General features: G+C 71.9%; 3 protein-coding genes. 1 reads left to right on the forward strand and 2 read right to left on the reverse strand.

From position 1 onward, the window contains the following. Positions 1-601: CopD family protein (locus AC3XYG_RS06020; protein ID WP_489138905.1), on the forward strand; the 601-nt coding region annotated here is incomplete at its 5' end. Here the strand turns inward: AC3XYG_RS06020 and AC3XYG_RS06025 are convergent. Further along, positions 598-1,338 carry a prepilin peptidase gene (locus AC3XYG_RS06025; protein ID WP_489138906.1) on the reverse strand — a complete coding sequence of 247 codons (741 nt, stop codon included), beginning with the start codon at positions 1,336-1,338 and terminating at the stop codon, positions 598-600. The genes AC3XYG_RS06020 and AC3XYG_RS06025 overlap by 4 nt on opposite strands. 30 nt (positions 1,339-1,368) lie before the next feature. Then, on the reverse strand, positions 1,369-1,810 hold a 442-nt coding region (locus AC3XYG_RS06030; protein WP_489138907.1), incomplete at its 5' end, for a type II secretion system protein GspD.

Consider the following 1,810-nt stretch of genomic DNA (forward strand, 5'->3'; position numbering starts at 1 on the left):
GGCCGTGGTCCAGCTGGACCACGTCTCGGCACTGTGGACCACCACCTATGGCCGGGTGTTCCTGGCCAAGCTGGCGCTGGTACTGGGGCTGTTCGGCCTGGCCGCGCTGAACCGCTGGCGCCTGACTGGCCGGGCCGAGGCGGGCGACCGCTCAGCAACACGGCATCTGGCCCGGTCGATCGCGGTCGAGACACTACTGGTGCTGGCGATCTTCGCCGTCGCCGCCACCTGGCGCTTCACCCCGCCGCCGCGCGCCTTGGCCGAGGCCGCGGCAAGACCGGCCTCGATCCACATCCACACCGCCCCTGTTATGGCCGACCTGACCATCAGCCCCGGCCGCGCCGGGCCGGTGACGGCGTCGATCGTGGTCATGTCAGGGGATTTCGGCGCGCTGGAGGCGCAGGAGGTGACGCTGGTCCTGTCCAACCCCGCCGCCGGCATCGAGCCGATTCGGCGCAAGGCCACGAAGGCCGGGGACGGCACCTGGCAGGTCGACGACCTGATCCTGCCGGTGCCGGGGCGCTGGACCGCGCGGATCGAGGTGCTGATCTCCGACTTCGACCTCGCCCGGCTGGAGGATGTGATCGAGATCCGCCCCTAGAGAGGCCCGAGTAGCCGCATCGCCCAGATGCCCAGCGCCAACCAGGGGCCGAAGACGATGACGGTGTGTCGCGATGGCCGCCCGCGTTCCAGGATCAGCGCCGCGACCAGTGCGGCGCCGGCACCGATCAGCACCACCATGGGCAGGGCCTGCCAGCCGAGCCAGGCGCCACCGGCCGCCAGCAGCTTCGCATCGCCGAGGCCGAGCCCGTCGCGGCCGCGCAGCCGGCGATAGGCGAAGGCGAGGCCAGCGAACAGGGCATAGCCGGCCACGGCGCCGATGATCCGGTCCAGCGGCCCGGCGCCGGTTTCGGTCAGCAGCCCTTCCGCCAGCCCGGCCAGGATCAGCGGCAGGGTCAGCATGTCAGGCAGCAGCCCGGTGCGGCGGTCGATGGCGCCGAGCAGCAGCAGCCACCAGCCCAGCAGGCAGGTCGCCGGCAGCGCCGCGTTGTCCCCGACGACCGACAGCGCCACGACAGCGATGCCGATGGCCGCCAGCTCGATCACCGGATGCGCCGGGTCGATTGCGCCGCCGCAATGCCGGCAGCGGCCGCGGAGCCGGAGCCAGCTGAGCACCGGCACCAGGTCCCAGGCCGCCAGCGGATGCCGGCAATGGTCGCAGCGGGAGCGGCCGAGCAGCAGGCCGCGCCCATCCTCCGGCAACCGCTGGGCCGCGGCCGCCAGGAAGCTGCCGATGACCGGCGAGGCCGCCAGCAGCGCGCCCGCAACTGGAGTCATGGCGCGACCGGGGTCACGGTATCGGGCGGGTCAGAGCGGCTTGGGCGGACGGGTGGGCGAGCCGGTGCGGGGCCGCAGCGCCTCCATCCGCGACCGCAGCTCCTGGGTGATCGCCGCGGCGTCGGCGGCGTTGCGGATCACGCGCGGGGTGATGAAGATCATCAGCTCGGTCCGGACCCGGCTGTCGTTGGTGTTCGAGAACAGGTTGCCGAGCAGCGGGATGTCCTGCAGCACCGGTATGCCGCTGCGCCCGTTGGTCTGGTTCTCCTGGATCAGCCCGCCCAGCGCCACGGTCTGGCCGTCGGCGACCGAGACGATACTGCCGATGCGGCGGGTCGAGATCGTCGGCGCCAGCGCATCGTCGGCAGAGGACTGAGCATCGTTGACGATGTTCGACACCTCCTGCTGCACATCCATGCTGACGTCGCCGTTGGAGTTGATCCGCGGCGTGACCTTCAGGATCACGCCGGTG

This window comes from Inquilinus sp. (assembly GCF_057815775.1).

Excerpts from the sequence above, each read along its gene's own strand:
- AC3XYG_RS06025 (WP_489138906.1), bottom strand. The coding sequence starts at position 1,338 with ATGACTCCAGTTGCGGGCGCGCTGCTGGCGGCCTCGCCGGTCATCGGC.